The organism is Microvirga sp. GN3, from assembly GCF_055792825.1.
In genome coordinates this window covers 13,405-36,500 of sequence record NZ_JBVVAK010000084.1, presented here as the reverse complement: position 1 = coordinate 36,500, position 23,096 = coordinate 13,405, and the positions used below count along the sequence as shown (strand labels likewise).

At 61.3% G+C, this 23,096-nt stretch carries 19 protein-coding genes; 8 read left to right on the top strand and 11 right to left on the bottom strand.

Translation table 11 applies throughout. The features are described 5' to 3' along the window. Nucleotides 1-213: 213 nt before the first annotated feature. From ACS5Q1_RS30250 to ACS5Q1_RS30230, 5 genes are all read right to left on the bottom strand, one after another. Nucleotides 214-1,350, bottom strand: coding sequence for a DJ-1/PfpI family protein (locus tag ACS5Q1_RS30250; RefSeq protein ID WP_473101677.1), 1,137 nt, complete (start codon nt 1,348-1,350; stop codon nt 214-216). 120 nt (nt 1,351-1,470) lie between these two features. After that, on the bottom strand, nt 1,471-3,210 hold the full coding sequence (locus ACS5Q1_RS30245; RefSeq protein WP_473101676.1) for an ABC transporter permease: 1,740 nt from the start codon (nt 3,208-3,210) through the stop codon (nt 1,471-1,473). 81 nt (nt 3,211-3,291) lie between these two features. Further along, nucleotides 3,292-4,329, bottom strand: coding sequence for a Fe(3+) ABC transporter substrate-binding protein (locus ACS5Q1_RS30240; protein WP_473101675.1), 1,038 nt, complete (start codon nt 4,327-4,329; stop codon nt 3,292-3,294). A gap of 151 nt (nt 4,330-4,480) precedes the next feature. Continuing rightward, nucleotides 4,481-5,143 (bottom strand): Crp/Fnr family transcriptional regulator, encoded by a 663-nt coding sequence (locus ACS5Q1_RS30235; RefSeq protein ID WP_203440110.1) that lies wholly within the window; start codon nt 5,141-5,143, stop codon nt 4,481-4,483. Nucleotides 5,144-5,309: 166 nt separating this feature from the next. Beyond that, nucleotides 5,310-5,537 (bottom strand): hypothetical protein, encoded by a 228-nt coding sequence (locus tag ACS5Q1_RS30230; RefSeq protein ID WP_473101674.1) that lies wholly within the window; start codon nt 5,535-5,537, stop codon nt 5,310-5,312. 210 nt (nt 5,538-5,747) lie between these two features. Here ACS5Q1_RS30230 and ACS5Q1_RS30225 point away from each other — a divergent pair, with 210 nt between their 5' ends. From ACS5Q1_RS30225 to ACS5Q1_RS30215, 3 genes are all read left to right on the top strand, one after another. Beyond that, a complete protein-coding gene (locus tag ACS5Q1_RS30225; RefSeq protein WP_473101673.1) occupies nt 5,748-6,503 on the top strand; it encodes a pentapeptide repeat-containing protein in 756 nt (251 codons plus the stop codon). Between the two features lie 237 nt (nt 6,504-6,740). Next, a complete protein-coding gene (locus ACS5Q1_RS30220) occupies nt 6,741-7,190 on the top strand; it encodes an RNA polymerase subunit sigma-70 (RefSeq protein ID WP_473101672.1) in 450 nt (149 codons plus the stop codon). A gap of 320 nt (nt 7,191-7,510) precedes the next feature. After that, entirely contained in the window at nt 7,511-8,284 is a 774-nt protein-coding gene (locus ACS5Q1_RS30215; protein ID WP_473101671.1) for an outer membrane protein, read from the top strand. A 385-nt stretch (nt 8,285-8,669) separates the two neighbouring features. Here ACS5Q1_RS30215 and ACS5Q1_RS30210 read toward each other — a convergent pair whose 3' ends face one another. Beyond that, nucleotides 8,670-9,518, bottom strand: a complete 849-nt coding sequence (locus ACS5Q1_RS30210) for a beta-keto acid cleavage family enzyme (protein WP_473101670.1) — start codon at nt 9,516-9,518, stop codon at nt 8,670-8,672. Nucleotides 9,519-9,605: 87 nt separating this feature from the next. On the opposite strand from ACS5Q1_RS30210, the gene ACS5Q1_RS30205 reads away from it, so the two are divergent. From ACS5Q1_RS30205 to ACS5Q1_RS30190, 4 genes are all read left to right on the top strand, one after another. Continuing rightward, nucleotides 9,606-10,493: a MurR/RpiR family transcriptional regulator gene (locus ACS5Q1_RS30205; protein ID WP_473101678.1), complete on the top strand. Its 888-nt coding sequence runs from the start codon at nt 9,606-9,608 to the stop codon at nt 10,491-10,493. Next, nucleotides 10,493-11,836, top strand: a complete 1,344-nt coding sequence (locus ACS5Q1_RS30200) for an aspartate aminotransferase family protein (protein ID WP_473101669.1) — start codon at nt 10,493-10,495, stop codon at nt 11,834-11,836. The genes ACS5Q1_RS30205 and ACS5Q1_RS30200 overlap by 1 nt, the downstream gene beginning before the upstream one ends. A gap of 95 nt (nt 11,837-11,931) precedes the next feature. Then, nucleotides 11,932-12,906, top strand: coding sequence for a TAXI family TRAP transporter solute-binding subunit (locus ACS5Q1_RS30195; RefSeq protein ID WP_473101668.1), 975 nt, complete (start codon nt 11,932-11,934; stop codon nt 12,904-12,906). A gap of 83 nt (nt 12,907-12,989) precedes the next feature. Further along, entirely contained in the window at nt 12,990-15,593 is a 2,604-nt protein-coding gene (locus tag ACS5Q1_RS30190; RefSeq protein ID WP_473101667.1) for a TRAP transporter permease, read from the top strand. Nucleotides 15,594-15,717: 124 nt separating this feature from the next. On the opposite strand, the gene ACS5Q1_RS30185 is transcribed toward ACS5Q1_RS30190, so the two are convergent. The 5 genes from ACS5Q1_RS30185 to ACS5Q1_RS30165 all read right to left on the bottom strand — a co-directional run bounded on the left by ACS5Q1_RS30185 (nt 15,718) and on the right by ACS5Q1_RS30165 (nt 22,098). Continuing rightward, nucleotides 15,718-17,310, bottom strand: a complete 1,593-nt coding sequence (locus ACS5Q1_RS30185; protein ID WP_473101666.1) for an AMP-binding protein — start codon at nt 17,308-17,310, stop codon at nt 15,718-15,720. 25 nt (nt 17,311-17,335) lie between these two features. Beyond that, the gene (locus tag ACS5Q1_RS30180; RefSeq protein ID WP_473101665.1) at nt 17,336-19,102 is read right to left on the bottom strand and encodes an ABC transporter permease subunit; all 1,767 of its coding nucleotides are present in this window, start codon (nt 19,100-19,102) and stop codon (nt 17,336-17,338) included. After that, nucleotides 19,099-20,175, bottom strand: a complete 1,077-nt coding sequence (locus ACS5Q1_RS30175) for an ABC transporter ATP-binding protein (RefSeq protein ID WP_473101664.1) — start codon at nt 20,173-20,175, stop codon at nt 19,099-19,101. The genes ACS5Q1_RS30180 and ACS5Q1_RS30175 overlap by 4 nt, the downstream gene beginning before the upstream one ends. Nucleotides 20,176-20,186: 11 nt before the next feature. Further along, on the bottom strand, nt 20,187-21,263 hold the full coding sequence (locus tag ACS5Q1_RS30170) for an ABC transporter substrate-binding protein (protein WP_473101663.1): 1,077 nt from the start codon (nt 21,261-21,263) through the stop codon (nt 20,187-20,189). Between the two features lie 64 nt (nt 21,264-21,327). Then, nucleotides 21,328-22,098 carry an enoyl-CoA hydratase/isomerase family protein gene (locus tag ACS5Q1_RS30165; RefSeq protein ID WP_473101662.1) on the bottom strand — a complete coding sequence of 257 codons (771 nt, stop codon included), beginning with the start codon at nt 22,096-22,098 and terminating at the stop codon, nt 21,328-21,330. Nucleotides 22,099-22,251: 153 nt separating this feature from the next. Between ACS5Q1_RS30165 and ACS5Q1_RS30160 the strand changes: the two genes are divergently transcribed. Beyond that, the gene (locus ACS5Q1_RS30160) at nt 22,252-23,079 is read left to right on the top strand and encodes an IclR family transcriptional regulator (RefSeq protein ID WP_203442564.1); all 828 of its coding nucleotides are present in this window, start codon (nt 22,252-22,254) and stop codon (nt 23,077-23,079) included. Nucleotides 23,080-23,096 lie beyond the last annotated feature (17 nt).

The window sequence follows — 23,096 nt, the reverse complement described above, 5'->3', positions numbered from 1 at the left end:
ACGCCGCTCCTCCATCTGCTCGGATGTTAGATGCGTCGGCCGCCAAACGTCGTCATCCATCGCGCGCCTCCTCACGAGGATCGACATCACCCTATGTTACACCACCTCCGTGAAGATCATTAGAGCATCGGACCCAAAAGTGGAGGGCACTTTTGGGATCGATCCGATGCTCAATCCCTTAAGTGGCGCATCGTTCGATGCGCTAGGCGAGCGTCAGCGTCTGTATTCGAGCTGCATGGCGACGAGATCGGCCGTGGGCATTCCATAGCGAGATGCAATTCCCTGCAGGGCCTGATCCAGTGCCTGGGCCGGCCGCTGGCTTCCGATGGCTGGCAGCAGATGTTCCGCGGACCAGTTCGTCGCGACCTTGTCGGGAATGATGCGGATGTGGTTCCGGGTCTCGAGCGCATCTGCCGTCCGCGCAAATGTCACCGCGTGTGACCGGTAGGTCCTCGACCAGGCATCCGCCACGAGGGCGAGCGAAACCTCATCGGCGCCGGCTCGAAGATCGATGCCGAGCTGCTCGCGGTTCCAGAAGGCGAGCGTATTGGCGAGGGCTGTAAGGGCGAATGGCCGTGTGAATGTGAACGCGTCGCTTTCATGGCGCGCGTCCCAGTGAGGAAGACCGAGATCACGGGCGACAGCCTCGGCCTTGTCCCGGCCTGCGATGGCCTCGATCAGTGTGAGCGACATCGGCATGGAGGCCGTGATTCCCGTCGTCGTCACAACGCCGCGATCGACCACCAGCCGCCGATCCGCGACATAGCGGATCGCCGGATGCCTCTTGCGCAGCTCATCGAGATAATACCAGTGCGTGGTTGCCAGCTTGCCGTCGAGAAGCCCGGTCTCGCCGACGATCTTGGCGCCTGCGCAAACGCCGATGACGGTTGCGCCCTTGGCGGCCTGGTTTCTGAGCCATTGCAGGACGGTCGGGTCATCGTCTCGGCTCATGGCGGGAACAATGACATAATCGGCGCCATCGGGGTGCCGCGTGTCGAAATCCGCAACCGTCATGTCCGGCACGACCTTGAACGCCGGGTAGAGTGTCACCGGCTCCGGTTTCGTTGCCAGCGCCACCACATCGGCAACATCGGCGCGCCGGAGAATGCCATAGGGCATGAGATAGTCGGTGGTCTCAGTGGCGTCGTTGATGCCGATAATCGCGATAAGGGGGCGCTGGCGCTTCGGCGGCTTCAAGGCCGCGAGCATGGCATCGGCCTCCTCCTTCGCAATCGGTGGCGCGGCGCCGACATCCGGTGCTGGCGGCAGGGAGAGGATCCAAGCCGCGCCGATGGTCGCGAGGAGCGCGGCGACGCCCAGGCTACTCCACAAGACAAGCCGCTTCTTCATGCCACTCACGCTCCGATGAGCCTGTTGTCAGACATCTTAAGTCGCGTTCCTGACCTGGTCCACTCTATCGGGAGGTGATAGCTCCGAAGTCTAGCTTGGTTAGCCTATCGAGGATATGTCTCAGCTCCGATCGTCCGGGCTCGGAGAACCCGATGCTGAACTGCCTGGGCTCTCCGGCACTCTCGGCCGGGCTTCGGCGCTGCGCACGAGCTGGATCACCGGAAGCAGCCCGACGAGGACGATGACGAGAGCGGCAAGTGATCCATCCTCGAAGCGGCCCCGCGAGGCATAGGTGTAGACAAGCGTCGAGAGCGTCTCCGTGTTGAGAGGCCGCAGCAGCAGGGTCGCCGGAAGTTCCTTGATGCAATCGACGAAGATCAGCAGGGCGGCGCTGGCCAGGGCTGGGCGCATGAGCGGGATCTGGATCGCCCAGACCATTTCCCTTCGCGAGGCGCCGAGAGTGCGGGCCGCATCCTCAAGGCTCGGCGACACCCGGTCCAGCCCGGCTGAAAGCGAGCCGGTCGCAATCGACAGGAAGCGGATGACATAGGCGATGACGATGCCGCCGGCGGCTCCCATGAGAAGGAGGCCGAGGCGCTCTCCGGTAAGGCTGCGCCAGATGGTGCCGATGAGATTGTCGATCCCGACCAGTGGTGTCATCAGTCCCAGCGCCAGAACAGTCCCGGGAAGTGCATAGCCCAGACCCGCGACGAAGAGGGCTCCCCTGGTCAGGGAGTTCTTGGCGAGGCGGGTTGCCGAGACCAGCACGACGGCGAGAATCAAGACTGCGCAGGTCGCCACGACCGAGAGGCCGATGGTCGTCATGAAATGGGCGAGGAAATCCGCGTCGAACTGGCCGAAGAGACGGCCGCGAAACGTTTCGCGCAGCAGGAAGGCCGTCGGCAGGATGAAGCCCAGGACGACCGGCATGACGCAGAGGAATGTTGCAATCCAGCCGCGCGGGCCAAAAAGGGGAACGGGATGCACGGTGCGGTGCCGCTTGGGCGAAGCGGCATAGCGCCGGTCGCGCCGTCCGTAGCGCTCGATCAGGATCAGCGCGATGACAAAGGCGAGCATGACACAGGCGATCTGAGCTGCGCCCGCAAGACTGCCGCGATTGAGCCAGGTATTGTAGACGGAGACGGTGAGAGTGCGCACCCCGAGATACTCGCTCGCGCCGATGTCGTTCAGCGCTTCGAGCAGCGCGAGTGACACGCCGACGGCGAGAGCCGGGCGGGCGAGGGGAAGCGCGATGATGCGGAAGAGCTTGATGCGGCTGGCGCCGAGCGTGCGCGCCACTTCCAGCATGCTGGCGCTCTGCGTCAGGAACATCGCGCGTGCCGCGATATAGATGTAGGGATAGAGCACCGCCGACATCACGAGGATGCAGCCGGGGAGCGAGCGAATCTCAGGAAACCAATACTCGCTACGCGACTTCCAGCCCATCATGTCGCGCAAGGCCATCTGCACGAGGCCGGCGGAGTCAAAGATTTCGACGTAGATATAGGCCGTGATGTAGGTCGGCACCGCGAGCGGCAGCGGCAGCAGCCATACCAGAATGCTGCGGCCTGGGAAGCGATGCGCGGTGACGAGCCAGGCCGTCGTGATGCCCATGGATCCTGCGACGATTCCGATCCCGGTCAGCAGGGCCAGCGTGTCGATGGTGCTTGCCGGCAGCACGTTGGCGATGAGGTGCGGCCAGATCTCCGCATCGCCTTCGGCGGCGATCCCGATCAGCGCGGCAAGCGGCAGAAGAACGATCAGGCCGATCGCAGCCACAGCGGCCGAAAGCCACCAGGGAAGGCGCTGTGCCTTTCGTCGGAACGAGAGGCGGAATGCGGACTTCGTTTGTGCGATCACGGTCAAATGGAAACGGCGCCACCGTCGCTGGCGGCGCCTCTCTGAAATAGGAGAGGGCGGCTGGAGCAGCCGCCCTTTGTCTTATTGGTCAAAGCCAACCTTGTCGACCAACTCGCTGGCCTTCTTACGCAGCTTCGCGATTTCGGCGATCTGGATATTGTCGGCCTTGAGCTCGCCGAAGGAAGCGATGGTCGGGTGGATCTTGATGCCGGCCTTGATCGGATATTCGGAATTGGCTTCGGCGTGGATCTGCTGAGAGGCGTCCGAGACCATGTATTCCATGAACTTCACGGCATTGGCCTTGTTCGGAGCGTTCTTCGCCAGGGCCAGACCGGAGACGTTCACGTGCGTACCGCCGCCCTCGAAGGTCGGCAGGATCACGTTGATGGCCTCGCCCCACTTCTTCTGCTCGGCGTCGTTGCCATTGAGCATGAGGGAGACGTAGTAGGTGTTGCCGACGGCGATATCGCAGACGCCGGCCAGGATGTCCTTGGCCTGCTCGCGGTCACCGCCCGAGGGCTTCTTGGCGAGATTGGCCTTCACGCCCTTCAGCCATTCCTCGGCCTTCGCCTCACCCTTGTGGGCGATCATCGCGGCGATCAGGCTGATGTTGTAGAGGTGCTGGCCCGAACGGATGCACACCTTGCCCTTCCACTTGGGATCGGCGAGTTCCTCATAGGTGATCTTGTCCTGCTTCACACGCTCCTTGGAGGCATAGACGACGCGGCCGCGCAGGGCGATGCCGAACCAATGGCCTTCCGGATCGCGATAGGCGGCCGGGATGACCTTCTCGAGCGCCTCGGACTTCACCGGCTGCGTCACGCCGTAATCCTTCGCGGCTGCCAGACGGCCGATGTCGACGGTGATGATCAGATCCGCCGGGCTGTTCTGGCCCTCGGTGCGGATGCGCTCTTCGAGACCGTTGGCGATGAAGATCGTGTTGACCTTGATGCCGGTCTCCTTGGTGAATTCGTCGAGGACAGGCTTGATCAGGCCGGGCTCGCGGGTCGTGTAGATGTTCAGCACTTCCTCGGCAGAGGCCGAGAGGCTCGATCCTGCCAGGGCACCAAGAGCCGCTGCACCGGCAATGAGACCGCGTCCAAACGAAAGTTTCACCATTATGAAATCCTCCAGCAAACCGTGGCAGAAGGGCGATGTGCCCTGTCACGTTGGTGCTGGAGGAACCATGATCGGCATGCCGCGTCAATTAAAAATCGAGTGATTTCAATACCTTATAAGATTTCTAAACTGGGCTTTTCTTATAAGTATTCTAAGCTGAGGCCGCCTTCTGAACCGACGCGACCTCGGGGAGGACGGCACGAAGACGGGCGATCTCCTCCTCCATTTTCTCCATGTTGGAGAAGAGCCGTTCGCTGGTGAGGCGCAGGAAGTAGAAGCCGAATTCTGGGTTCTGGAAATAGAGCTGGCGCACCTCGTCATAGGAGATGCTGAGCACCTCGCCCGCCTCCAGGCATTCGAGCGTCTGGGTGCGCGTATTGCTCGGCGACATGAAGCCCATCTCGCCGACGACCTGACCCTGAAGGAGATCGATGCCGATCTCCTTCAGGCGGTAGCGCCCGGAAATCGTAAAGAACATGCAATCGGCGACATCGCCCTTGGCGAACAGAACTTCCCCCGCCTTCGTCTTGCGGCGGGTCATGAAGGGCTTGAGCCACTCCATGGACAGATCGCTTTTGGAAGCATGCTTCACACGCTTGATGAGCCCCAGCATCTGATACAACCGCACGCCATTGAGCGGTAAAAGGATCAGATTAACGACGAGGCTCGGATAATTGCCCGTAAAGGAGGAGAAAATCAGGGAGCAGATATTGGCTCCGATCCCGATGCAGCGCAGCGGGATAATGGTCTTCATCGCGCTGCCCGTGATGGCAAGCGCTGCCCCGAGCCAGCCGATTGCCTCAAACCAAGTCATGAATCGTCATCCCGCAATCTTATTGGTCGTTACGGCATATAGCATCAGGGTAGGAATCTGCGCCAGCTACGCATTGGCGCAGGATGAAAGGCTCTTTGGGAGATGTCGCGCCTCGAGCAAAAGCATCGGCAGGTCCGGTCCGGCCGATGCAGGCTTTCAGAGACGATCAGGGACGGGGCGCAGGGGTTTGTCCGGGCACGCTCAGGCTGCGGCGCTGGGATGTGGCACCGGACCGTGGCGTGGCGGCAGGGCGCCTCGCGCTCTCACTGGAGATGGACGGTGGGGGAGGAACGGGCTCGCGCGGCAGGACCCCCACTGGGGTCGTGGAGGCGACGCAGCCGCCCAAGGCGAACCCGGCAAGCACGATAACGGGAAACGTTACGGAAAGGCGCATGGTTTTACTCCACAAGGATCGCTGCAGAAGCTAGACCATAAGAAGTGGAAGTCGAGTCTTGTATCGATGCTCCGTCTTCGACCAAGACATCCTTCAGTGTGCAAAACCGAAACCACTTTTCGGCGGCTCACGCCAGGAAAGTTGTGCCGGAAGGGCTCCCCTGGCGGGGGGTGATGCCTAATTATTGAAAGAGAAACCTGAGAGGACATTATGGAGGATCGTTTTCGCGTGAGGATTGCGGTAGCCCTGTTCGCTGTTGTCGTCTGTTCCGGGCCGGCTTTGTCCAAGTGCCAGGATGGCCCGGGTCCCGGAGTCGACTGGTCCGGATGTTCCAAGGCGCGCCTCATGCTGACCAACGAGGATCTGACAGGCACGGTCTTCCAGCGTTCTCTTCTGACCTTGAGCGATTTTGCGTCCTCGAAGATGGCCGGCGCCAATTTGAGTGAAACGGAGATCAGCCGCACGCGCTTCGAGGGGGCCGACCTGACCAGGGCGGATTTCACCAAGGCGCTCGGCTGGCGCGCCAATTTCGGACAAGCCAATCTGACTGGTGCCGTCTTCAGTGCTGCGGATATGAACCGCTCGAACTTTGCCCAGGTCAAAGCCGCGGGAGCGAATTTCAGCAAGGCCGAACTGAATCGCTCCGACTTCAGCGGCGCTGATCTCTCCGGCGCCAACATGTCGAAGGCTGAACTCGCGCGGGTTCTCTTTCAAAGTGCGAGAATGACCGGTGTCGACTTCAGTTACTCAAACCTCTCTCGGGCTCGTCTGGATGGCCAGGACCTGCAAGGTGTGAACCTCACCGGCTCGTATCTGTATCTGACGCAACTCGGCGGTGCGAATTTGAGCGGGGTCACGGGGCTCACTCAAGCGCAAGTCGACATCGCCTGTGGGACGCCTCAGACGAGGCTCCCAGCCGGTCTCAATCCACCGAAGGCCTGGCCCTGCAAGGATGAGGAGGAGTGATTCCGCCTAGCGCATCGTGCGGACCCGAAGGGCCACGCCAGTGAAAAGTGGATCCGGTTTTCCGTCCGAACGATGCGCTCTTTAAAGAGTGAAGCATCGGACCCAAAAGTGGATCCACTTTTGGGTCCGATGCTTTAGGTTTCAGTGAAACCAAGCCGCAGCGTGGCCGTTGAATTTGTTGAAGGCGTAGCATCGAGAGGTCTCTCATTTCCGTTTCTTCGAAGGAGTGCGTTCGATTTGACCACGCTCAAGGAATTCGAGGATGCCCTGCGAGAGCAGGGAATGCACATGGCGCTCGCCATCCTGCAGAAGCTTCGCGATCGGGATCGCACCAAGCGGTCGGTGGCGCCCGCCCGCCGCATCGCCGGCCGCAAAATGACACCTGAACTCGCCCGGCGGATCCTGGAGCTTCATGGAACGACGGAGATGACGCAGCAGGAAATTGCCTTCCAGCTTGGTGTCAATCAGGGACGGGTCAACGAGGTCATCAAGCGCGGCAAATGGCTGGACGACAATCCGACCTCGACGGAAGCGATTGCCAGAGACAAGGCCAAGGCGCGGATGCGCGGCGATGACAGTCGAAAGCGGCCTGAACAGCGCGCCATGAAAACTGTCTCTTCATCTCAGAAAAAGAGCTCGAAGCTGAAGTCGGGGAATCAGGCGCAATTGCTGCTGGGCGATCTGTAGCAGCGACCCACAGGCCTTCATTATCCAGAAAAAACCCCGCCCAAAGGGCAGGGTTGAGTGATCTCCTCGCCTTCGGTTGTCAAGCCGAAAACGCGATTATTAGGGCATGTCTTCAAAGTAATGTCAAATGACTTTCAAGGTCTTGTTAAGAGACTTATTTTCTGCATTATTGGACAAAATTCTTTATATCAAAAGTAGTACTACTTTTGCACCCATTGAATACTGATCCAACATGTAGGTGTTGCACCTTTGCCATAGCATTCCTGAACGGAAGAGGCGTAAGTTTTCACCGTGAGTCCTCACACTAAGGGGTTACGGTTATGAGAAAGTGCGTACTTAGCCTCCTTGCAGGGGTTGCAAGCGTGACGCTTGCTGCAGCCGCTGCCTCTGCGGCGGATCTCCCGAGTCAGGCGCCGCCGCCGGCACCGATCGTGGCGCCGATCTTCACCTGGACCGGGTTTTATGCCGGTGTGAACGCCGGCTGGGGCTGGCGCGACAGCAACCGCGAGACCGTCGTGCTCGGCGGCGATGTGCCGGGCACCCTGTTCTTCCCGGACAACGGCGACGGCGGCTTCACCGGCGGCGCCCAGATCGGCTACAACTACCAGATCGGCTCCTTCGTGATCGGTCTCGAGACCGACATCCAATGGGCCGACACCGATCAGGACGAGACCGTGGCCTTCATCCCGGCCGGCCTGCCCGGCACCTTCGTGCCCGGCGAGTTCCGCTCCAACCTGTCGGACTGGTTCGGCACGGTGCGGGCCCGCGCCGGTGTGGCGATCGACCGCGTGCTGATCTACGCCACCGGCGGTCTGGCCTATTCCGATGACACCACCGGCTGGGTGGCCGGCGGCGGTGTCGAGTGGGCGCTGCCGGTGAACTGGTTCGGCTCCTCGGCGGTGACCTTCGGGCTCGAGGGCCTGTGGCTCAGCTTCGACGAGGACGACGACGACTTCGGCAACGGCTTTGTCGGCACCTTCACGCCGGCCGGCGGCGGCGCCCCGGTCGACATCTTTGCCCCCGCCGTCGGCAACGACGACAACGACTTCTTCGTCGCCCGGGCCAAGCTGAACTTCAAGTTCGGCACCTACTGAGCCGGCCTCCACCACCACCGACAAGGCCCGGAGCTTGCTCCGGGCCTTTTTACTTTCTGCGCGACCAGGCAGCGGGCGCGCGGCCGGTGTTACGAGGAGATTGCCATCCGAGATCAAGCCCTGGCGATCGCAGCAAGGATCGAGTATCGCCGACGCAGATCACATTGCTCTGCGTGCTTCATGAAACGGGTGCGGCTTTGATAAAGGGCAGGCAATGAGGCACGTCCACGTCTCGCCAAGGCTAAACGTCATCATTGCCGAAGCATACCCGTCGAAACTGGCACTGACCGGGTGTCGTCAACGAGCGATCACAGCGTGTCATCGATCGGAATCATATGCTTGATCTCACTGTTCTGAGCACCCTGCGTGTTCCGCTGCCTCAGCCCTACCCGAGACATTCCGTCCAGACTTGTCGCCATGAGCCGGCATCGGCGAGCGAGCTTCCGCAAGCCGTGAGAGCCCGCACCGTCGGCGCTACCAGCTCCGCATTGGAACGCGCCACCGTTCCATCGGGCAGAAGCACATTGTTTTCGAACCCCACGCGCACATGACCGCCGAGGAGCGCAGCGCTTGTTACGCAGGCCGCTTCATGACGGCCGAAGGCACAGACCATCCAGTTGGCGAAGTCCGGCTGGCCGGGCGCAAGGAACGGCAGCAGATCGGCGGGACGCGAGGTCTGGCCCACCGTGTAGCGGCCCAGCACATACAGCACGGGTATCCCCTCGAACGGCACGAGCCCGAGCCGCCGCATCTTGTCCAACCGGACCACCTCCTCGGGCGTATAGAGAATGATCTGCGGAGCGATCCGCTCCTGCCGGAGCCAACTCAGGAATTCCGCAAAGGCAGGCTCGGATGTTTCGTCCGGAGCGAGCTCGCGCAGAGCCAGCGACACCGCCTCGGGCCGCGTGACGCGCACCACAGCCATCTGCTCTTCGGGCTTGTAGATGCCAAGCGCCTCGCTGGTGATCTGAATCACGAGATGGTCGCCGACGGCCTGGCGAATAGCCTTCGTCATTTCCGTATAGGCATCCGCATCGAGAAGATGTCCGCCCTGCCCGTCGCGCACATGAACGTGAATCATGCATGCGCCCGCTTCAAGGCATTCGGACGCCGTATGGGCCATCTCGCCCGGCGTGAGGGGAATGGCTGGATGATCTGCTTTGGTGCGGCGCCCGCCACTGGGAGCGACCGCGATCGCGACCCGCTGTTCCGTTGTCTTTTGCTGCCCATTCATGTGCCGAGTTCCGATACATCTGTTTCAAATCAGAGCAATTAAAAACAGATGTTGCACGGCGCCGAGGGCTGAGTCTATGGTTCGATGATGGATACCGCGCCTCTAGCCGCAGCGATCGTCGAGACATTCCCAGGCCTGCCGGAGCAGCTCCAGGCAGCGGCCCGCTTCATTCTCGACCGGCCGAGGGATGTGGCACTTCTCTCCATGCGCGAACAGGCGAGGCAGGCCGGGGTCCAGCCCGCGACGATGACCCGGCTGGCCAAGAGGTTGGGCCTCGACGGCTACGACGCGATCCGAGATCTTTATGCTCAGGCCATCCGCAATGACGGCCTGAGCTTCTCGGGCAAAGCCGGAGCCCAGGTGATGGTCCAGAAGGCCAGGGGCGAGAAGATCCTGGCGGCGGAAATGGTCGCCTCCCTAACGAATCAGATCGGCCGGCTGGCCGAACCCGAACAGCTCAATCGGCTGGCAAGTGCCGCCGCCCTCCTGGCTTCTGCCGAGCGTGTTTTCTGTCTCGGCCTGCGCTCGTCGCACACGGTGGCGTGGCACATGAATTACGTGCTGTCGCTGATCGGCGAGAAGTCGGTTCTGCTTGATACCCATGCCGGCTTTGGGACGGATGCCATCCGGAACGCTACGCCGCGGGATGCTCTCTTCACTGTCAGCGTCGCGCCCTATACCCGCGCGACCGTCGAAGTGGTGCAATATGCTCATGCGCAGAACGTGCCCATTGTCGCCGTCACGGACAGCCTCGTGTCGCCTCTCGCTCAGGTCGCGCAATCCACCATTCTGGTCTCGACCGACAGCCCCTCGTTCTTCCACAGCATGACGCCCGCTTTCGTCGTCGGAGAAATCCTGGCAGCGCTCGTTGCAGGACGTGGCGGAGAGACGTCACTGGAGGCCCTCCGGCACACCGAGGACCAACTCGCCTCGTTCAATACCCATTGGTTGCCGAAAGACGGCAGGAGACCCTGATGACTCGCATTCTTCATCGTCAAATCCATGGCACCCTGCCGGTCGCTGTCGGCGGCAAGGGGGTCGAGATCTTCGACGAGCAAGGCAAGGCATATATCGACGCCTCCGGCGGAGCGGCCGTCTCCTGCCTGGGCCATGGACATCCCGACGTGACGGCCGCCATCCATGCACAGGCCGACAGGCTGGCCTATGCGCATACGAGCTTCTTCACCACGGAAGTTGCGGAAACCCTAGCTGACCGATTGATCGAGGACGCGCCGGCCGGACTATCTCACGTCTATTTCGTCTCGGGGGGTTCGGAGGCGGTCGAGGCCGCGCTCAAGATGGCACGGCAATACTTTGTCGAAACCGGGAAACCTGAGCGCTGCAACGTCATCGCCCGCCGCCAGAGCTATCACGGCAACACGCTGGGCGCGCTCGCCACCGGCGGCAACGAGTGGCGTCGGGCACAGTTCAGGCCGCTTCTCATCGAGACACACCATATCGACCCGTGCTTCGCCTATCGCTATCAGCTGCCGGGCGAGAGCGACCGGGATTATGCGGCCCGCGCCGCGCAGGCGCTGGAGGACAAGATCCTTGAGCTTGGCCCCGAGACTGTGATCGCCTTCGTGGCGGAGACCGTCGTCGGTGCGACCGCAGGCGCCGTGCCGCCCGTGGCGGATTATCTCAAGCGCATCCGCGCGATCTGCGACCGCTACGGCGTGCTGCTCATCCTCGATGAGGTGATGTGCGGCATGGGCCGCACGGGGACGCTCCATGCCTGCGAGCAGGACGGGATTTCGCCGGACATCATGACCATCGCCAAAGGCCTGGGCGGCGGCTACCAGCCCATTGGAGCCGTCCTGCTGGGACAGCACATCTATGATGCCTTTGCCAAGGGCTCCGGCTTCTTCCAGCATGGCCACACCTATCTCGGCCATCCCATCGCGTGCGCGGCCGCTCTCGCCGTTCAAGAGGTAATCCACCGCGACAACCTTCTGACCAATGTCAGATCAATGGGCGCACGCCTGCGCCAGCGCCTGGGAGACCGGTTCGGAAACCACCCGCATGTTGGGGATATCCGGGGGCGCGGGCTCTTCATGGGCATCGAACTAGTCGAGGACCGCTCGACCAAGGCAGTCTTTGATCCTAAAGAGAAACTTCATGCGCGCATCAAGCGTGAGGCGATGGCTCGCGGCCTGATGGTCTATCCCATGGGCGGCACCATCGACGGGGCACGGGGCGATCACGTTCTGCTCGCTCCGCCCTTCATTGTCGACGAAGCCATCGTCGACACGATTGTCGAGCGTCTGGGAGATGCCGTGGATGCGGCACTCGCAGGCGTGAGATTGAAAGCCGCCTGATCCTCTCTGCGGAGGCAAGGGCGGCAACGGGGGAACCAATCCCCGAACTGACTTCAAGTCCGGCACAAAGCCGGACACAACAAGAGGGACGATAAATGAAGATGTTAAACAAGACCCTGCTCGGCGCAGCCGCAGCCACTTTGGCCTTCACGGCCCTTCCCGCGCAGGCGCAGCAGAACTTCGCCACCATCGGCACCGGTGGCGTCACCGGCGTGTACTATGCCGTTGGCGGCGCGATCTGCCGTCTGGTCAACAAGGATCGCAAGACCCACGGCATCCGCTGCTCGGTCGAGTCTACCGGCGGATCGGCCTACAACGTCAACACCATCAAGGCGGGCGAGCTCGATTTCGGCCTCACCCAGTCCGACGTGCAATACAACTCGCTGAAGGGCGAAGGCGCGTTCAAGGAAGGCGGTGCGTTCGGCGATCTGCGCGCAGTCTTTTCCGTACATCCCGAGCCCTTCACGGTACTGGCCCGCAAGGAAGCGAACGCCGCCGCCTTCGACGACCTCAAGGGCAAGCGCGTGAACGTGGGCAACCCGGGCTCCGGCACCCGCGCCTCCATGGAAGAGCTGCTCGCAGCCAAGGGCTGGAAGCTGTCCGACTTCTCGCTCGCTTCCGAGCTGAAAGCCGACGAGCATGGCCCTGCGCTCTGCGACAACAAGATCGATGCTTTCTTCTACGGCGTGGGCCATCCGTCCGCGAACATCCAGGACCCGACCACCACCTGCGGCGCGAAGCTCGTGTCGATCAAGGGACCGGCGGTCGACAAGCTGCTCGCCGACAAGCCTTACTACGCCAAGGCCACGATCAAGGGTGGCCTCTACGCCAACAACCCGCAGGATGTGGAAACCTACGGCGTGCTTGCGACCGTCGTGACCTCGGCGAAGGTTCCGGAAGAGACCGTTTATCAGGTGACCAAGGCGGTGTTCGAGAACTTCAACGAGTTCAAGTCGCTGCATCCGGCCTTCGCCAACCTCGATCCGGCCAAGATGGTGAAGGACGGCCTCTCTGCTCCGCTGCATCCGGGCGCCGCGAAGTACTACAAGGAAAAGGGCTGGCTGAAGTAAGCCGGCCTCCGTCGAGAAGCCTATGAGAGCGGGGGCGGCGAAGGCTGCCCCCTTGCCTTATTGAGACGCTCAAGGACACGACCATGTCGACCACTGAGAAACCCGCACTTGCCCCCTCTGCCGAGCTGGAACAGCTCGTCGCTGAAGCCGATACGGGAGGCCGCAAGCCGACCGGTTTCACCGCCGCGCTGATCACGGCAGTGGCCATCGCATGGTCCCTGTTCCAGCTCTGGTATGCGTCGCCGCTGCCGTTCACGCTGGGCTTCGGTATCCTGAACGACACCGAGGCGCGCGCCATCCATCTCGGCCTCGGGCTCTTCCTTGCCTTCATGGCCTATCCGGCCTTTAAGTCCTCGCCACGCTCCTATGTGCCTGCTCTCGACTGGGTGCTGGCGCTTGCGGGCGCCTTCGCAGGCGCGTACCTCTTCCTGTTCTACCGCGAGCTCGCCGCACGGCCGGGCCAGCCGATCATGCTGGATCTCGTGACGGCAGGCGTGGGCATCGTGCTTCTGCTCGAAGCCACCCGCCGCTCGCTCGGCCTGCCGATGGTCATCGTCGCTCTGGTCTTCATCCTCTTCACCTTCGCCGGTCCCTACATGCCCGACGTGCTGCTGCACAAGGGCTCGTCGATCTCGAAATTCCTCCAGCATCAATGGCTGACGACGGAAGGTGTGTTCGGCATCGCACTCGGCGTGTCCACCAGCTTCGTCTTCCTCTTCGTGCTGTTCGGCACGCTGCTCGACAAGGCGGGCGCGGGCAATTGGATGATGCAGATTTCCATCGCGCTCCTCGGCCACCTGCGCGGCGGCCCGGCGAAGGTTGCCGTGGTGTCCTCCGCCCTTAACGGCGTCGTCTCCGGCTCCTCCGTGTCAAACGTGGTGTCCGGCGGCATCTTCACGATTCCGCTGATGAAGCGCACTGGCCTGTCCGGCGTGAAGGCCGGCGCCATCGAAGCCGCCTCCTCCATCAACGGGCAGATCATGCCCCCGGTGATGGGCGCAGCCGCCTTCCTCATGGTGGAATATGTGGGCATTCCCTATTCGGAAATCGTCACGCATGCCTTCCTGCCGGCCGTCGCATCCTACGTGGCGCTGCTCTACATCGTGCATCTGGAAGCGCTGAAGATCGGCTCGAAGCCGATCCCGCGCGAGGCCATGCCGGCTAGGACACGCTTCATGCGCACAGGCCTCGGCCTCTCGGGCTCCATTATCGTGCTCTGCCTTCTCTATTACGGCATCGTCGGTGCGCAAGCCGCATTCGGCATGAGCGCTCCCTGGGTCTTGGCCGCCGCCGGCCTCGTGATCTATCTCGTCACCGTCGCCTATGCAGCCCGCTTCCCCGATCTTGAACTTGACGATCCCAACACCCCCATCATCCAGCTTCCCCGCGCCTGGGATGTGACGCGCACGGGCCTCGACTTCCTCATCCCGCTGGTCGTCCTGCTGTGGTGCCTGATGGTCGAGGAGATGTCGCCAGGGCTCTCCGCCTTCTGGGCGACTACTTCCATCATTGGCATCCTGGCCACGCGCCGTCCGCTGCTCGCGCTGTTTCGCAAAGAATCTATTCCGACGGCTGCGCGCGCGGCGATGGCCGACCTTCTGGACGGCTTCGCGCTCGGCGCGCGGAATATGATCGGAATCGCCATCGCCACCGCCACCGCCGGCATTGTCGTCGGCACGGTGACGCTCACCGGCCTCGGCCTCATGATGACCGAGTTCGTAGAATTCATCTCCGGCGGCAACGTCATCGTCATGCTGGTGCTGATTGCAGCCATCAGTCTTGTTCTCGGCATGGGTATCCCGACCACGGCGAACTACATCCTGGTCGCGACCCTGATGGCGCCGGTGGTCGTGGAACTTGGCGCGCAGGCTGGTCTGGCAATTCCGCTGATCGCCGTCCACATGTTCGTGTTCTATTTCGGCATCATGGCCGATATCACGCCGCCCGTGGGTCTTGCAGCATTCGCGGCGGCGGCAATCTCGCGGGAGGATCCGATCGCGACGGGCTTCCAGGGCGCGCTCTATTCTCTGCGTACCGCCGTGCTGCCCTTCGTGTTCATCTTCAACCCCGCTATGCTGCTGATAGGCGTGGATAGTTGGATGGATGCGGGTATTGTCATCGCCACCAACATGGCCGCGGTCCTGATCTTCTCAGCTGCGACCATGAATTACTTCGCGGCCCGAAGTCGCCTTTGGGAAAGTGCAATCCTGCTTCTCGTGTGCTTCGCCCTGTTCCGCCCCGACTGGTGGCTGAATCAGATTCATCCGGCGACTGTGGAGCTGCCCGCCAGCGAGCTGATGAACCAAGTGGCTCGTGCGCCGGAGAATCAGCGTCTCGCCTTCGTGGTGGAGGGACTGACCATCGAGGGCGACGATGTGCGCAAGACTGTGAGTCTCGATCTTGGCGAGCAGAAGCCCACGCCGCAGGAGCGCCTGCGGACGACCGGCCTCACGGTGGCAGGGCTGGGTGACCAAATGACGATCAGCAACGTGGCCTTCGGATCCTATGCCAAGCGCGTGGGCCTGGAGCCCGGCTTCAAGATTGTGAGCGTCATCCAGCCCGCTCCGGGACGGCCCTCGACCTTGTGGGTCTACATTCCGGCGCTTGCCGTGGCGGGCCTGATCTGGTGGCTGCAACGGCGACGGGTGAAGGCTGGATCTCAAGGGCTCTCGCCGGCAACCGCTTAAAGCATTTTTCGGCGAAGCGGGTCCGACTTTAACAGCCGAATTCCCCCTCAGAAAATATCAAGGCTCGCAGCATCCGTTGCGAGCCTTGCTCTTGATGTCACCGCATGTTTAGTTGCAGGCCTTCTTAGGAGGCGGCGACCACTCGCGTACCGCCCCGCGCGGCCGATTGACCAGGCTCGGCTTGCCTCCCCTCAGCCACACGATCCCAACAATCGTGCAGATCGGCAGACAGCCTATGCTTCATGATTCTCTGGCTCGGTGTCCGTTCGAAATCCTCGACGACCGTCAGATAACGAGGGTTTTGATAGAGTGCGAGCCGATCTCCGAGCCAGGCAGAAAGGGCCGGCAGGTCAATTATCTCTCCCGCTTTCGGCTTCACGAATAGCTTAATGTCCTGCTCGCCGATCTCGGCCGCGACACCAATCATGGCGCATTCCTCGACCGCAGGGTGCGTCGCTGCCACATGCTCGACCTCCCAGGCGGAGACATTCTCGCCCTTGCAGCGCACGCTGTCGGTCATGCGGCCATGGAACCAGAGATTCCCGGCCCCATCGAGAGACCCGAGGTCGCCCGTATGCAGTGCCTCGGCACGGAGAGCCTTTTCCGTCGCTTCGGGATTGCGGAAATATCCCTGGAAGATTGCTCCCTCGCGGTTGGTACGAACAACTATTTCGCCCTTGTTCCCCGGGGGGACCGGTTTGCCATCGGCATCAAGAATGTCGACCGCAAACCACGGCATTGCGCGTCCTACAGCCCCCACAACGCCTGTGTCGTTGCAAGTCGTGATGCTGGATGCCTCCGTCATGCCGTAGCACTCACGCATCTCCACGCCGAAGCGCTCCTGGAACAGCGACCAGATCTCCTTGGGACAGCCGCCTCCCCATGCAATGCGAACGGGATGCCCCCGATCATGCGCGCTCTCGGGCTGCTTCAGGAGGATTTGCAGGATGCCACCGAGGTAATGGATGTGGGTCGCGCCATAGGCCCTTACCTGATCCCAGAAGCGGCTCGCGCTGAAGCGGTCGACCATGGCAAGGGAAACATCACGAATGATCGGCAGGATGATCAACTGCGCCCCACCGATATGGTAGAGCGGCTCCCAAACGAACATCACATCGCCACTGCGGGCAGCGGAGACCTGCGCGACGGCCTCGCCTGCCAGACGCATCATGCTGTGCGCCACCATCACACCCTTCGGCCGGCCGGTCGTTCCGGATGTGTACATGATGGCAAAAAGATCACGAGCCTCCGGCAGGCTTTCCTCGAAACTTGCAGAAGCTTCGATCAGGACCTCGAGCTGCAGAGACGCTGCAGTGCTCTGGGCAACGATGAACCGACTCTCGTCAATCGAGGCGCCGCACTCGCGAATGGTCGGAACCAAGTCACTGTCGCACACGATGCCTCGCGGCTCGCAATGCTCAAGGATGTAGCGCAGCCCCTCCCCGCGAAGCTGAGCATTCAGCGGCACCCATACGATGCCAGCCTTTGCCAAGCCGAACAGAACCGCGAGGGAGTACGGGGAGTTGCGCATCATGACCGCAACCCGGTCACCGGGCGCTAACCCAAGACGCCGCAAGCCTGCTGCAAAAGCGTCCGACTTTCGGTCAAGCGTTTCAAAGTCGACAGGATTGCCATTGAAGCTGGTGAATACCTGCTGCGGCACAAGGCGAACTTTATCCTTAAAGCTCCGGATGAAGCCTTCATCAGAGTCGGTCATTTGAGGTTCTCAGAACGGGAATGGTCTAGGCTGTACGACGAAGTCTCTCGGCAGCGAGGAGAAGAGCGGTCACGATGATGAAGACGACAACTGAGACCGCAGCCAACGTCGGGTTGAGCTGCAGGATCATGTCGTCCCACATCTGCTTCGGCAGAGTGGTCTTGACACCTCCACTGACGAAGATCGCCACGGTGAGTTCGTCGAAGGAGGTGATGAAGGCGAACAGAAAGGCTGCCGTCAGACCACCTTTGATCAGGGGTATCGTCACCAACCGCAGAGCCTGAAAACGGTTGGCACCGAGCACGGCGGCCGCATGGTCGAGACGCCAATCATAGCTCTTCAGCACCGCTGCGACGGCAACGAAAGCGAATGGCAGCGCGAGCACCGTGTGGCCGATCGTGAGCCCGAGATCCGTCGCCACAAGGCCCAATTGCGCGAAGAGGTAGAACAATCCGACGGCTATCACGATGCGCGGCACGATCATCGGCGCCAGGAAGAAGGCGAAGATGACGCCTCGCCACCGTGAGGTTGAGCGAGCCAGTGCCAGCGCGGCCAAGCCGCCAATCATGGTTGCGAGCACGGCTGTCGCGAGTGCTACACCGAAGGATCGCAGCGTTGCGGATAGCCAGAGATCGGATGTGAAATAGGTCTCGAACCAACGGGTGCTATAGCCCGGGGGCGGGAATTCCAGGAACTGCGAACTGGTAAAGCCGATCGGGATGACGACCAGGGTCGGCAGAACCAAGAACAGAAGCGTCAGCGCAGCATAGGCGCCGAGCAGGCGTTCCGTCACTCGTGCGCCAACAACCCGGCGCATCGCTTCGCCGACCCCAGCCCCGGCATCGGCCAGCCCGCTGAGCAGCTTAAGGCCGATCCGACGCAATGCTCCGCCTGTCCCGTCCTTTCGGTCGGACGCTTCACCGGACAGGCTCGAGAGACCGAAAATCCGGTCGTAGAGCCAACACGTCATGAGAGCCGCCACCAGCATCATGGCTGCCAGCGCTCCGGCGAAGGCCCAGTTCAGCATCTCCTGGATCTGCGCGATGATAAGCTGAGCCAGCATGGTCTGCTGGCGTCCTCCCAGAAGCGCCGGAACAATAAAGAATCCAAGGGAAGAGATGAAAGTCAGGAGCCCTGCCGCTGCTGTGCCAGGAAGCGACAGCGGGAAATAGACGAGCCAGAACGTTTGCGCAGGCGCTGCCCCAAGAGTTCCAGAGGCCTGTGCCAAGCGGCGGTCGATGCCCGTCATCACGGGCAGCATCGTCAGAACGGCAAGCGGAAGCATGGCATGCACCATGCCGATCATGACGCCCAGTTCACTGTGCAGGAGGTTGACCGGGGTATCGAAAAGCCCAACACCCAGACCTGCCTTGTTGATGATGCCGGTGCGTCCCAGAACGATGATCCACGCGAATGTCTTCACAAGATAGCTTGTCCAGAACGGCACCATGACGAGAAGGATCATGCGGCCGCGCAGTGCGTCCGGAAGGCGAGCAAGCCAATAGGCAAGTGGATAGCCGAACAGGAGCGACAAAAGCGCAGTCATCCCCGCGATGCGGAACGTGATCAGGAGAACACGGAAATAGACGTCGGTTCCGAAGATCCTGGCATAGTGGCTGCCCGTCAGGGTTCCTGTTTCAGCATCCTGAACGCTCAATCCCATCAGGCGTGCGACGGGAACGAGGAAGAAGATCAGCAGGAAGGCGAGGCCCGGCGCGGCAAGCCAGAGCGGGCCGAAGCGGAAGCGGCGCACAGCCGACGCATTCTGGATGGGAAGAACGACCGTACTCATGGCACCACCACTGCTGCTTCGGGGCGCCACGTGACAGCAACGGAATCCCCAAGCTTAGGAAGAGAGATGCCCGGTGGCACGCGAACGGTGATGAGATCTGTGCCGGGAACAGCTACGAGCACGCGGGTTTCCGATCCCGCATAGACCATTTCGGTCACGGAGCCTTTGATCTCGTTTGTACCGGCGCCACCGAGCTCCAGATGCTCTGGCCGAACGACGAGGGCCATCTCGTCCTGATCGGTGACGCTATCGGACGACAGTTGGAAACGGCCGCATGGAGTTGCCAAATGAGCTCCGCCGTTCACGCCCCTCTCGATACGGCCGCGGAAAATATTTGAAATGCCGATGAAATCCGCGGCAAATGCCGTGCGAGGACGGGCATAGATCTCATGAGGTGCCCCGATTTGCTCGATCCGGGCGTGGTTCATGAGACAGATCCGATCGGAGAGTGCCAGCGCCTCCTCCTGATCGTGTGTCACATAAATGATTGTCGTTCCGGTCTCGCGATGCAGGCGCTTGATCTCGAACTGCATGTGCTCGCGCAGTTTCTTGTCCAGGGCCCCGAGCGGTTCATCCATGAGGATGACCGAAGGTTGGTAGACGAAGCACCGCGCCAAGGCGACACGCTGCTGCTGCCCACCCGACAGCTCGCGCGGGAAGCGATGGGACAAGTGACCGAGTTGGACCATCTCCAGTGCGGTTTTGACCTGCCTGTCGATATCGGCGGTGCTCTTCCCCCGCATCCGCAGCGGGAAACCGATGTTTTCGGCGACCGTCAGATGCGGGAAGAGCGCGTAATGCTGGAAGACGAGACCGATGTCGCGCTTGTGTACCGGCGTATAGGTTTCGTCGCGTCCATCGATCAGGAGGCGCCCCTGGGTCGGCTCCACAAGGCCGCAGATCATCTGCAGCAACGTGGTTTTGCCCGATCCAGAGGGTCCGAGTAATGTCAGGAACTCCCCCGACTGGACTGCCAGCTGCGTGGGTTCGAGGGCAATCGTGGAGCCGTATTGCTTTGAAAGACCATCGACAAGAAGCTTCGGCTGGATGGTCCGGTCGGTGGGAGCAAGCATGTAACCCTCCTCTAGCCGAGAATCCACGCGTTGAAGCGCTCGGTCATCGCGGCCCGGTTGGCGCTCCACCAGTCCTCTCGTGCAATTGTCATGAGCTTGAGATTGGCCTCGTGGGTCGGCAGCGTTACGGCGCGTGGAGCAGGGATGCTCTCATAGGCCTTCAGGTTGGTCGGGCCATAAGAGAGGAACTCGGTGAAGAGCGCCTGCTGTTTGGGGTCCGCGCAGAATTTCACGAACTGGCGAGCCGCATCGGCTCGCGGCGAGCCCTTCGGAATGCCCCATCCTTCAATCGAATAGAGGCCCTGGTTCCAGACAGTCTTGACCGGCGCGCCGCCATCGATGACCGCTTGAGCGCGGGCGTTCCAGAGAGCGATGAGATCCACTTCGCCGCTTTGAATGAGCTGGCTCGATTGAGCGCCGCCAGTCCACCACACATCGATATGCGGCTTGATCTTTTCCAGGCTCTTATAGGCCCGCTCGACATCGAGGGGATAGAGCTTGTCGAGGGGAACGCCATCCGCGAGAAGCGCCTGCTCCAACGTATCGATCGGATTTTTGCGCAGGGACCGGCGGCCGGGGAATTTCTGAACATTCCAGAAATCGGCCCATGAACTCGGGGCGGCGCCGTCCTTGAAGCGATCGGTCCGGTAAGCCATGATCGTCGAGTAGACGTCGATCCCCATCCACAAGGGAGTGAGCGCCTCCGGCATGAGTCCCGGAGCATCGCTGGCTGCAATCCCGATCGGCTCGAGAAGGTTCATCTTGGCGAGGATATCACGCGCCGACAGGGTGAGCGTGCAGACGTCCCAGGTATACGACTTGGTGTCGACCATCGCCTTGAACTGAGCAGTAGGTTCGGCCTCGCGTGCAACGTTGACGACCTTGATGCCGGTGGCTTTCTCGAAAGGATCGTAGAACGCCTTCCGGTAGCCGGGGCTGTAGGGTCCGCCTGGATCGGCAACCGTAATCGTTGTCGCCGCGAATGCTGATCTGGTCATGATGGCTGGGGAAGCGATGGCGAGACCGAGGCTCCCGCCCCACTTCAACAGTTCGCGGCGATCAATTGTGTTGTCTTTGTGCTTCGTCACTGGATTAACCCTCTGGTTCAAGGTTGGGTTGCCGCTTCGACACGGTCTTGTTGGCTCGTAGTGGTCAGGCGCGCTGCGCAGTCCGGCGCGCGAGGAACTGCTCCATCATTCTGGCCGGCTCACCCGAAGCATAAGCCTCGCGCTGGATGCGGATGCCAGCGTCAAGGCAATCCCGGAATCCCGCCTCGGTCATCTCGCGGAAGCGTTGCTTGTCGAGGCGCATCGCCACGGGCGGCTTGGCCGCGAGCTCACGAGCAAGAGACATGGCCTCGGTCATGACCTGCTCCTGCGGCACGATACGGTTGATAAGGCCGAGCGACCGGCACTCTTCAGCATCCATGAGACGGCCGCTCAGTGTCAGGTCGATCGTGCGGGCCAAGCCAATAATCTCACGCATGATCCAGGGACCCGTGGTGCTGGCAATTCCTGAGTTGATTTCCGGCTGCCCCATGCGCACACCGGGATGCCCGACCCGGAAGTCGCACAGAAGCGCGACCTGGAAGGCGGAGCCTGCGGCTACGCCGTTGAGGGCTGCAATGAGCGGCTTCGAGAGCGAGCGAATCGTGTCGTAGAGACGCTCCCATTCCTTCACCCATTCCTCGCCGCGGTCGGCATCGAACGTTTTGGTCTCGCTAAGATCCTGTCCTGCGCTGAAGGCGCGGTCGCCGGCGCCTGTCAGGATAATGGCCCGGATGGTCTCATCCCGCTCGAAGCCAGCCAGCGCTGCAATCAGCTGCTGGCGCATGGGGCTGTGCCAAGCGTTGAGGATTTCCGGCCGATTGAGAGTGATCAGGCCAACGTCCCCTGCCCGGTCCGTGAGAATGAAACGATCCATGCCTTCCTCCAGTGCGATAATTTACTATTGCATTGCAATAGTTGATATTGCATAGTGTTAGTAGGCTTTGGAAACGTGTCAAGCACTGTTTCAGCAATGTCATGTCACTGCTATTGAAATGCGATAACAGATTGCCCAGGGTTCGGAGTTCACATGGCTCGAAGAACAAACAAAGTTGCGTCAGTTCAGGAGCTTGGTTCTGAGGCCGAGGACCGGGACCCCTTGATGGTCCAATCGGTCGAGAAGGCTTTCAGGGTTCTGCGGGTCTTTGATGGTACTCGGCCCAATCTGAGCCTGTCCCAGATCGTCGACGAAACCGGCTTGGACATGAGTGCAGCCCAACGGTTCACCCATACCCTGACCAAGCTCGGCTATCTTGCAAAGGACGCGGATACCAAGCGCTTCGAACTCACCGTGAAGGCACTTGACTTCGGGTATCATTATGCGCGGGCGAGCACCCTGGTTGAGCGCGGGATGCCCTATCTCATGCACCTGAGCAAAACTACTGAGGAGACGGTGAACCTGACGGTGCTGGACGATACCGAGATCGTCTTCGTCTCACGCTTCATGAGCAGGCACGTGCTGAACAACGACGTGATCATTGGCACGAGACTGCCTGCCTACTGCACAGCACCTGGCATTGCCATTCTGGCACGCCTTCCGAAGGCGGATGCTCAGTCCATTCTCGATCGCTCGGACCTGCGCCCTTTCACGCCTCACACCACCTGGAGCAGGGATGCCATCGCGGCCAAACTTCAACTGACTGCGACGCGCGGCTATGCGACTGCCTTTGAGGAGTACTTTTACGGCGACCTGTCGCTCGCCGCTGCAATTCTTGACTCGAAGGGAATTCCCTACGGGGCGATCAACATCGCAGTGTCCCGCAGTCGATACACCCCGGAGGAGGCCGAAGAACGCTTTGCGTCACTGGTTGTTGCAGCGGCTCATTCCATTTCGCAATCCTCGCATTCCCGGCGATAGGAGTCTTGCATATACCT

What these genes read in the sequence shown, in the direction of transcription:
- ACS5Q1_RS30250 (WP_473101677.1), bottom strand. Translation starts at nt 1,350, where the DNA reads ATGAAGAAGCGGCTTGTCTTGTGGAGTAGCCTGGGCGTCGCCGCGCTC.
- ACS5Q1_RS30240 (WP_473101675.1), bottom strand. Translation starts at nt 4,329, where the DNA reads ATGGTGAAACTTTCGTTTGGACGCGGTCTCATTGCCGGTGCAGCGGCT.
- ACS5Q1_RS30235 (WP_203440110.1), bottom strand. Translation starts at nt 5,143, where the DNA reads ATGACTTGGTTTGAGGCAATCGGCTGGCTCGGGGCAGCGCTTGCCATC.
- ACS5Q1_RS30230 (WP_473101674.1), bottom strand. Translation starts at nt 5,537, where the DNA reads ATGCGCCTTTCCGTAACGTTTCCCGTTATCGTGCTTGCCGGGTTCGCC.
- ACS5Q1_RS30225 (WP_473101673.1), top strand. Translation starts at nt 5,748, where the DNA reads ATGGAGGATCGTTTTCGCGTGAGGATTGCGGTAGCCCTGTTCGCTGTT.
- ACS5Q1_RS30215 (WP_473101671.1), top strand. Translation starts at nt 7,511, where the DNA reads ATGAGAAAGTGCGTACTTAGCCTCCTTGCAGGGGTTGCAAGCGTGACG.
- ACS5Q1_RS30210 (WP_473101670.1), bottom strand. Translation starts at nt 9,518, where the DNA reads ATGAATGGGCAGCAAAAGACAACGGAACAGCGGGTCGCGATCGCGGTC.
- ACS5Q1_RS30205 (WP_473101678.1), top strand. Translation starts at nt 9,606, where the DNA reads ATGGATACCGCGCCTCTAGCCGCAGCGATCGTCGAGACATTCCCAGGC.
- ACS5Q1_RS30200 (WP_473101669.1), top strand. Translation starts at nt 10,493, where the DNA reads ATGACTCGCATTCTTCATCGTCAAATCCATGGCACCCTGCCGGTCGCT.
- ACS5Q1_RS30195 (WP_473101668.1), top strand. Translation starts at nt 11,932, where the DNA reads ATGAAGATGTTAAACAAGACCCTGCTCGGCGCAGCCGCAGCCACTTTG.
- ACS5Q1_RS30190 (WP_473101667.1), top strand. Translation starts at nt 12,990, where the DNA reads ATGTCGACCACTGAGAAACCCGCACTTGCCCCCTCTGCCGAGCTGGAA.
- ACS5Q1_RS30185 (WP_473101666.1), bottom strand. Translation starts at nt 17,310, where the DNA reads ATGACCGACTCTGATGAAGGCTTCATCCGGAGCTTTAAGGATAAAGTT.
- ACS5Q1_RS30180 (WP_473101665.1), bottom strand. Translation starts at nt 19,102, where the DNA reads ATGAGTACGGTCGTTCTTCCCATCCAGAATGCGTCGGCTGTGCGCCGC.
- ACS5Q1_RS30175 (WP_473101664.1), bottom strand. Translation starts at nt 20,175, where the DNA reads ATGCTTGCTCCCACCGACCGGACCATCCAGCCGAAGCTTCTTGTCGAT.
- ACS5Q1_RS30165 (WP_473101662.1), bottom strand. Translation starts at nt 22,098, where the DNA reads ATGGATCGTTTCATTCTCACGGACCGGGCAGGGGACGTTGGCCTGATC.
- ACS5Q1_RS30160 (WP_203442564.1), top strand. Translation starts at nt 22,252, where the DNA reads ATGGCTCGAAGAACAAACAAAGTTGCGTCAGTTCAGGAGCTTGGTTCT.